The organism is Streptomyces sp. T39 (genome assembly GCF_008042045.1).
Classification (GTDB): domain Bacteria; phylum Actinomycetota; class Actinomycetes; order Streptomycetales; family Streptomycetaceae; genus Streptomyces.
In genome coordinates this window covers 1883615-1890308 of the sequence record NZ_RDBP01000012.1, presented here as the reverse complement: position 1 = coordinate 1890308, position 6694 = coordinate 1883615, and the positions used below count along the sequence as shown (strand labels likewise).

Annotated in this window: 9 protein-coding genes and 1 pseudogene; 2 read left to right on the top strand and 8 right to left on the bottom strand. The window is 71.2% G+C overall.

The features are described 5' to 3' along the window. Nucleotides 1-138 (top strand): annotated as a pseudogene (locus tag EAO77_RS39865) (TetR/AcrR family transcriptional regulator); the annotation flags it as partial. A gap of 121 nt (nucleotides 139-259) precedes the next feature. Here EAO77_RS39865 and EAO77_RS09535 read toward each other — a convergent pair. The 7 genes from EAO77_RS09535 to EAO77_RS09510 form a co-directional block, all read right to left on the bottom strand. After that, complete coding sequence (locus tag EAO77_RS09535) at nucleotides 260-937, bottom strand: TetR/AcrR family transcriptional regulator (protein ID WP_147987594.1); 678 nt, start codon at nucleotides 935-937, stop codon at nucleotides 260-262. A 184-nt stretch (nucleotides 938-1121) separates the two neighbouring features. Further along, the gene (locus tag EAO77_RS09530) at nucleotides 1122-2489 is read right to left on the bottom strand and encodes a dicarboxylate/amino acid:cation symporter (RefSeq protein WP_147987593.1); all 1368 of its coding nucleotides are present in this window, start codon (nucleotides 2487-2489) and stop codon (nucleotides 1122-1124) included. A gap of 113 nt (nucleotides 2490-2602) precedes the next feature. After that, the gene (locus tag EAO77_RS41015; RefSeq protein WP_315986087.1) at nucleotides 2603-2704 is read right to left on the bottom strand and encodes a putative leader peptide; all 102 of its coding nucleotides are present in this window, start codon (nucleotides 2702-2704) and stop codon (nucleotides 2603-2605) included. Nucleotides 2705-2843: 139 nt separating this feature from the next. Then, nucleotides 2844-3137 carry a DUF4229 domain-containing protein gene (locus tag EAO77_RS09525; protein ID WP_147987592.1) on the bottom strand — a complete coding sequence of 98 codons (294 nt, stop codon included), beginning with the start codon at nucleotides 3135-3137 and terminating at the stop codon, nucleotides 2844-2846. A gap of 126 nt (nucleotides 3138-3263) precedes the next feature. Continuing rightward, nucleotides 3264-3788, bottom strand: coding sequence for a GNAT family N-acetyltransferase (locus EAO77_RS09520; protein ID WP_147987591.1), 525 nt, complete (start codon nucleotides 3786-3788; stop codon nucleotides 3264-3266). 107 nt (nucleotides 3789-3895) lie between these two features. Further along, the gene (gene mqnE / locus EAO77_RS09515) at nucleotides 3896-5059 is read right to left on the bottom strand and encodes an aminofutalosine synthase MqnE (RefSeq protein WP_147989049.1); all 1164 of its coding nucleotides are present in this window, start codon (nucleotides 5057-5059) and stop codon (nucleotides 3896-3898) included. 107 nt (nucleotides 5060-5166) lie between these two features. After that, nucleotides 5167-5622, bottom strand: coding sequence for an Lrp/AsnC family transcriptional regulator (locus EAO77_RS09510; protein ID WP_147987590.1), 456 nt, complete (start codon nucleotides 5620-5622; stop codon nucleotides 5167-5169). A 131-nt stretch (nucleotides 5623-5753) separates the two neighbouring features. Between EAO77_RS09510 and EAO77_RS38535 the strand changes: the two genes are divergently transcribed. Further along, entirely contained in the window at nucleotides 5754-5900 is a 147-nt protein-coding gene (locus tag EAO77_RS38535) for a hypothetical protein (RefSeq protein ID WP_187283172.1), read from the top strand. On the opposite strand, the gene EAO77_RS09505 is transcribed toward EAO77_RS38535, so the two are convergent. Beyond that, the gene (locus EAO77_RS09505; RefSeq protein WP_147989048.1) at nucleotides 5897-6559 is read right to left on the bottom strand and encodes a UbiX family flavin prenyltransferase; all 663 of its coding nucleotides are present in this window, start codon (nucleotides 6557-6559) and stop codon (nucleotides 5897-5899) included. The two genes, EAO77_RS38535 and EAO77_RS09505, sit on opposite strands and share 4 nt — an antisense overlap. Nucleotides 6560-6694: the final 135 nt, after the last annotated feature.

Below are 6694 nucleotides of genomic sequence, written 5' to 3'. Positions count from 1 at the left end.
GGCGCCGCCGAGTCCCTCGCGGGCTGGGCGAACGAGAGCGACAAGCTGGCGGCCAAGGACGCGGCCGCCACCCTGATGAACTTCGCCTGGACGGGCCTCGGCGGCCTGATGCGCGGCGAACGCTGGTCTCCCCGCTGAGCGGGACACGGGCGCGGGGCGTCTGAGCCGGACGCGCCCCCTCCCGGGCATGGCCCCGCGCCCCGTCACGGCACCCGCCCACGACCACGCCCGGCTCAGACGCCCCGCGCCCGTGTCCCGCTCAGCGGGGAGACCAGCGTTCGCCGCGCATCAGGCCGCCGAGGCCCGTCCAGGCGAAGTTCATCAGGGTGGCGGCCGCGTCCTTGGCCGCCAGCTTGTCGCTCTCGTTCGCCCAGCCCGCGAGGGACTCGGCGGCGCCGACGAGCGCCTGGGCGAGGCCCTCGATGTCGCGGTCGGCCAGCTCGCCGCTGCGGCTCGCGCCGGCCGTGCCGGGGGCGGGAGGGGTGCCCTCCCTCGCCGCCGCGCCGATCAGGAACGTCACGAAGGCGGAGAGCTCCTCGCGCATCGCGGTCACCTCGGCGGCGAACGGCTCCCCGTGGGTCCGCGCCTGCCGGTGCAGCACCGACCATCCGTCCGGGTTCTCCGCGGTGTGCCGGAAGAACGCCTCCAGCCCCGCCCACAGCTGGCGGTCGGCCGCCAGCCCCGGCTCGATCGCGGCCTTCACCGCCTCGGTCAGGCGGGCGGCCTCCCGCCGGATGCAGGCGGTGAAGAGCTCCTCCTTGGAGTTCAGGTACAGATACACCAGTGGCTTGGAGACCCCGGCCAGCTCGGCGATCTCGTCCATCGACGCGGCCCGGTAACCGCGCCGGCCGAAGATGTGCACGGCGGCGTCCATCATCTGCTGCTCGCGCACGGCCCGCGGCATCCGCTTGGCCTTCACGCCCTTCACAGCACCCATCGTTCGACGTTCCTCCCGCCCCGTGCCCCTGCTCCGCGGCAAGCCTACGGCGCGCGGCGGTGCCCCCGGGCGCTGCGGCGGCCCGCGAGGCCGGAGATCGTCCCGATCCCGCCGCCCCGCGCCACGCGCGAGCGCCCCGGACCGAGGACGGTCCGGGGCGCTCGCGCGTCAGGTGGGCCGGCGGCTACGCGGGGACCGCCACGGGCTCCTTCGCGGTGGCCTCGCGGGAGTCCGCGTCGTCGGCGTCGTCGTCCTCCTCGACCGGCGAGGCCGAGGCCGAGGCGTACGCGTCGCGGTCGAGGATGTTCTCGCGGGCGGCGACGATCACCGGCACGGCGGCCTGGCCGGCCACGTTGGTGGCGGTGCGCATCATGTCGAGGATCGGGTCGATCGCCATGAGCAGACCGACGCCCTCCAGCGGGAGGCCCAGGGTGGAGAGGGTCAGCGTCAGCATGACCGTCGCACCGGTCAGACCGGCGGTCGCGGCGGAACCGACGACGGAGACGAAGGCGATCAGCAGGTAGTCCTGGATGCCCAGCTGCACGTCGAAGATCTGCGCGATGAAGATCGCGGCGAGCGCCGGGTAGATCGCGGCGCAGCCGTCCATCTTGGTGGTGGCGCCGAAGGGCACGGCGAACGACGTGTAGTTCTTCGGGACGCCGAGCCGCTCGGTGACCTTCTGGGTGACCGGCATGGTGCCGACCGAGGACCGGGAGACGAAGGCCAGCTGGATCGCGGGCCAGGCGCCCTTGAAGAACTGGATCGGGTTGACCTTGGCCACCAGGGCGAGCAGCAGCGGGTAGACGCCGAAGAGGACCAGGGCGCAGCCGATGTAGACGTCGGCGGTGAAGGTCGCGTACTTGCCGATCAGGTCCCAGCCGTAGTCCGCGATGGCGTAGCCGATGAGGCCGACGGTGCCGAGCGGCGCGAGGCGGATGACCCACCACAGGGCCTTCTGGAGCAGCTCCAGCACGGACTCGCTGAGCGCGAGGATCGGCTTGGCGCGCTCACCGAGCTTCAGCGCGGCGATACCGGCGACGGCGGCCATGAACACGATCTGCAGCACGTTCAGCTCGGTGAACGGCGTGATGACGTCGGTCGGGACGATGCCCGTCAGGAAGTCGATCCAGCTGCCGGCGTTCTCGGGCTTCTGGCCGTCCTTCGGGGTGAGGCCGGTACCGGAGCCGGGGTTGGTGACCAGGCCGATCACCAGGCCGATCGCCACCGCGATCAGCGACGTGATCATGAACCACAGCAGGGTGCGGCTGGCCAGCCGGGCGGCGTTGTTGACCTTCCGCAGGTTGGTGATCGATACCAGGATCGCGAAGAAGACGAGCGGGGCGACCGCGAGCTTCAGCAGCTGGACGAAGATCGAGCCGATCTGGTCCAGCGTGTCCTTCAGCCAGCTGACGTCCTGGCTGCGGGCGAGCCAGCCCAGCAGGACACCGAGCACCAGGCCGGCGACGATCTGGGCCCAGAAGGGGACCTTGGGCAGCGGTATTCGGGAGCCGGACTGCTTTCCGGCAGGGGTGGACGCGGTGTTCGCGGACACGGACGCACTCCAGGGTGAATCAGGGACGGGGCGGGGACGGCGTGCGGCCCGCGGAGAGCGCGGTACCGCTGCAGGGGATGTGCCGGGGTCGGACCAGAAGGCGCCGGGCGCCTCTAACGGCAACAGACCGCGGAAGTACAGCGGCACAGGTCGACATGCAGCCGCGCCACGAGCGGGATGCTCGCGGCGGCGTCGGGGCGCGCTGATGTCGTCATGCCAGACACGTTAACACTTGAACTTTGAGAACCTCAAAGCTCGGCTTTGGGTCAAGACCCTGTTCCGGCCTTCCGGCGGCGATGCGCCTGCCGGACCGTCCCCTCGTGTCCTTCCCGGGCCGTCCCGCCCGGGAGCGCGTCAGGCGGCGCCGTCCTCCCGCGAACGGTTCGCGTCCAGACGGGCCTTGGCGCTGTCGACCCGGCCGGCGATCTGGTGCGACATGGCGTCGCGCTGCTTGCGCAGCAGGACGAAGCTGAGCGGGGCCGAGAGCACCAGTGCGAGAAGGATCACCCAGGCGAAGTTGGCGTCGCCGAGGCCCTTGGGCACCACGCCGACCTGCACGAGACCGCCGACGACGACCAGACAGCCGACGAAGATGGCGAACCGCATCGCGGTGTACCGGATCGCTGCGGCGGACTTTCCTGCGGACACTGCGGGCCTTCTTCCTCTGTGGAACGGATACGGCGAACCTGCCCGTCCAGTGAAGCACGCCGCCTTCCGGGCCCTTCCGTCGGCAGGGGACGCCCCCGTGCGCGGCCGGGGCCGGGTCAGGTCAGGTCAGGTCAGCGGCAGCAGCATGATCACGTCGTCGCGGTCGTCGCCCTCGGCGACCCGGATCGCGCCGGGCACCCGGCCGACCTCCTTGTAGCCGCAGGAGGCGTAGAAGCGGTCGGCTCCGGTGCCGCCGCGGCAGGTGAGCCGGATGGCCTCGACGCCGTCGAAGGTGCGGGCGTGCTCCGCGGCCGCCGCCATCAGTTCGCGCCCGTACCCCTTGCCCTGGTGGCGGGGGTGGACCATGACGGTGTACGCCCAGATCCAGTGGGTCATCAGCCGGTGGGTGTTGTGCTGGAGGAAGACGGTGGCGGCGATCCGGCCGTCCTCGTCCCGGCCGACGAGCAGGCGCGTCCGCCCCTCCGCCATGGCGGTCAGGTGCGCGACCCACTGGGGCCTGATGTCGTCGACGCCGACCGGCGGGACGAACCCGACGGCCCCGCCCGCGTTGGAGACGTCGGCCCACAGCGACAGCACCCCGGACGCCAGTCCGGGCCCGGCGGGCGGGTCGAGTTCGAAGGTCAGGGCCATGCCCGCCAGCGTAAGCAGGAAGCCCCGGCGGGTGCCGGGGCTTCCACAGGGTGGGACACGGGCCGCGGGCGGCCGCCGGGGCGCGGCGGCGCCGGGCGTCGCGCGGGTCAGACGCGCATCGCCTGCGGCGACTCGCGCCGGTCGGCGTCCGGACCGGGGTACTCGCGGATGATCTCGTAGCGGGTGTTCCGCTCGACGGGACGGAAGCCCGCGTCACGGATCAGGTCCAGCAGGTCGTCGCGGGTCAGCTTGTTCGGCGTGCCGTAGTTGTCGGCGTCGTGCGTGATCTTGTACTCGACGACCGAGCCGTCCATGTCGTCCGCGCCGTGCTGGAGCGCGAGCTGCGCGGTCTGCACGCCGTGCATCACCCAGAAGACCTTGACGTGCGGCACGTTGTCGAAGAGCAGCCGGGAGACGGCGAACGTCTTCAGGGCCTCCGCGCCGGTCGCCATCGTGGTGCGCGCCTGGAGCCTGTTGCGGACCTTGCCGTCCTGCATGTCGACGAAGTCGTGCTGGTAGCGCAGCGGGATGAAGACCTGGAAGCCGCCGGTCTCGTCCTGCAGTTCGCGCAGCCGCAGCACGTGGTCCACCCGGTGCCTGGGCTCCTCGATGTGCCCGTACAGCATCGTGCACGGGGTCTTGAGACCCTTCTCGTGCGCGAGGCGGTGGATGCGCGACCAGTCCTCCCAGTGGGTGCGGTGGTCGACGATGTGCTGCCGGACCTCCCAGTCGAAGATCTCGGCGCCGCCGCCGGTCAGCGACTCCAGACCGGCCTCGATCAGTTCGTCGAGGATGTCGGATGCCGACATCCCGGAGATGGTCTCGAAGTGGTGGATCTCGGTGGCGGTGAACGCCTTCAGCGAGACGTTCGGCAGCGCCTTCTTCAGCTCGGAGAGCGAGCGCGGGTAGTAGCGCCACGGCAGGTTCGGGTGGAGGCCGTTGACGATGTGCAGCTCGGTGAGGTTCTCGCCCTCCATCGCCTTGGCGAGGCGGACGGCCTCCTCGATGCGCATGGTGTACGCGTCCTTCTCGCCCGGCTTGCGCTGGAACGAGCAGTACGCGCACGACGCGGTGCACACATTGGTCATGTTGAGGTGGCGGTTGACGTTGAAGTGGACGACGTCACCGTTCTTGCGGGTGCGCACCTCGTGGGCCAGTCCGCCGAGCCAGGCCAGGTCGTCCGACGCGTAGAGGGCGATTCCGTCCTCGCGGGTCAGCCGCTCACCGGCCCGGACCTTCTCCTCCAGCTCGCGCTTGAGTCCCGCGTCCATATGACGGCCGCCTCCCAATTTCTCCACGTAGAACAGGCTCCGCCCACCGTACTCCCCCGCCTCGGCGGTGCGTCACGGGCGGGGCGGTACGGCGGGCGGCCGGGTGTTCAGGACTCGTCGGGCAGGTCGCCGACGCGGTTCTCCCACTTGGTGGAGAGCACGATGGTGGTGCGGGTGCGGGAGACGCCCCGGGTGCCGGAGAGCCGGCGGATGGTCTTCTCCAGTCCGTCGACGTCGCTGGCCCGCACCTTGAGCATGTACGAGTCGTCGCCGGCGATGAACCAGCAGTCCTCGATCTCGGCCAGGTCCTTCAGCCGGCGGGCGACGTCCTCGTGGTCGGCGGCGTCGGAGAGGGAGATGCCGATGAGCGCCGTGACGCCGAGACCGAGCGAGGCCGCGTCGACGGTGGCGCGGTAGCCGGTGATGACGCCGGCCGCCTCCAGGCGGTTGATGCGGTCGGTCACGGAGGGGCCGGAGAGCCCCACGAGCCGGCCGAGCTCGGCGTACGAAGCCCTGCCGTTCTCGCGCAGGGCCTGGATGAGCTGCCTGTCCACGGCGTCCATATGCCTGAGCCTTCCATTATTCAGCGATACCGCAAGTTTACGTGTAGAATCTAAGGCATGCAGGGACGACACCCTGCGATTCATTCAAATGATCACTGCTGATCCCACAAGGATCGCGATCCATACAGGAGATGACACTCACCGTGTACACGATCGAGATGGCCTACGCCCACATGCGACAGCTCCAGGAGCTGGCCAGCCGCTCGCGTGCCCACCAGCCCGCCGCCGCCCACCGGGTCGACCGGACCCGCGCCCCCCGCGTCGGCAAGAAGCGCTAACCACCTGCGGAGCCGCCACCGAGCTCCCCTTCCCAGCGGCGGTACAGCCGGTGCGGCACCCCCGCCGCGTCGAGCACCCGCCCGGCGACGAAGTCGACCAGATCCTGGATGTGCGTCGCCCCCGCGTAGAACGCCGGAGAGGCGGGCAGCACCACGGCGCCCGCCTCGTCCAGCGCCACCAGATGCTTCAGCGTCTGCCCGTTCAGCGGGGTCTCCCGCACCGCGACCACCAGCGGGCGCCGCTCCTTGAGCGTCACGCTCGCCGCGCGCTGCAGCAGGTCCTTCGACAGCCCGAGCGCCACCCCCGCCACACAGGCGGTGGACGCGGGCACGATCAGCATCCCCTTGACCGGGTACGACCCCGACGACGGACCGGCCGCCAGGTCACCGGCCGCCCAGTGGCGCACGTCCGTCACGTCCACGTCGAAGGTGTCCGGCTTCCCGTCCGCGCCCCGCGCCAGCCACTGACGCAGATCGCCCTGCCAGTGCGCGTCCCGGAACGCGATCCCGGTCTCGTCCAGCAGCGTCAGCCGGGACGCCCGGCTGACGACGAGGTCCACGCTCTCCCCGGCGGCGAGCAGCGCCCGCAGCACCGCGGCGGCATACGGCGTCCCGGAGGCACCCGACACCCCCACGACCCACGGCCGACGACTGTTCACTTCCTGCGGCTCCACACCCGTGAGCCTATCCGCCGCCCCGGCCGGGCCGACGGGCCCACCGGCGCCCCCGCCCCGGAACCGGCGGGGCGTGCCGCACGTTCCAGACATGTCGGCCACGCACACGGACGGATCGGG

Bases quoted from the DNA above. Each gene is read 5' to 3' on its own strand.
- EAO77_RS38535 (WP_187283172.1), top strand. From the start codon at position 5,754: ATGACACTCACCGTGTACACGATCGAGATGGCCTACGCCCACATGCGA.
- EAO77_RS09535 (WP_147987594.1), bottom strand. From the start codon at position 937: ATGGGTGCTGTGAAGGGCGTGAAGGCCAAGCGGATGCCGCGGGCCGTG.
- EAO77_RS09520 (WP_147987591.1), bottom strand. From the start codon at position 3,788: ATGGCCCTGACCTTCGAACTCGACCCGCCCGCCGGGCCCGGACTGGCG.
- EAO77_RS41015 (WP_315986087.1), bottom strand. From the start codon at position 2,704: ATGACGACATCAGCGCGCCCCGACGCCGCCGCGAGCATCCCGCTCGTG.
- EAO77_RS09510 (WP_147987590.1), bottom strand. From the start codon at position 5,622: ATGGACGCCGTGGACAGGCAGCTCATCCAGGCCCTGCGCGAGAACGGC.
- mqnE (WP_147989049.1), bottom strand. From the start codon at position 5,059: ATGGACGCGGGACTCAAGCGCGAGCTGGAGGAGAAGGTCCGGGCCGGT.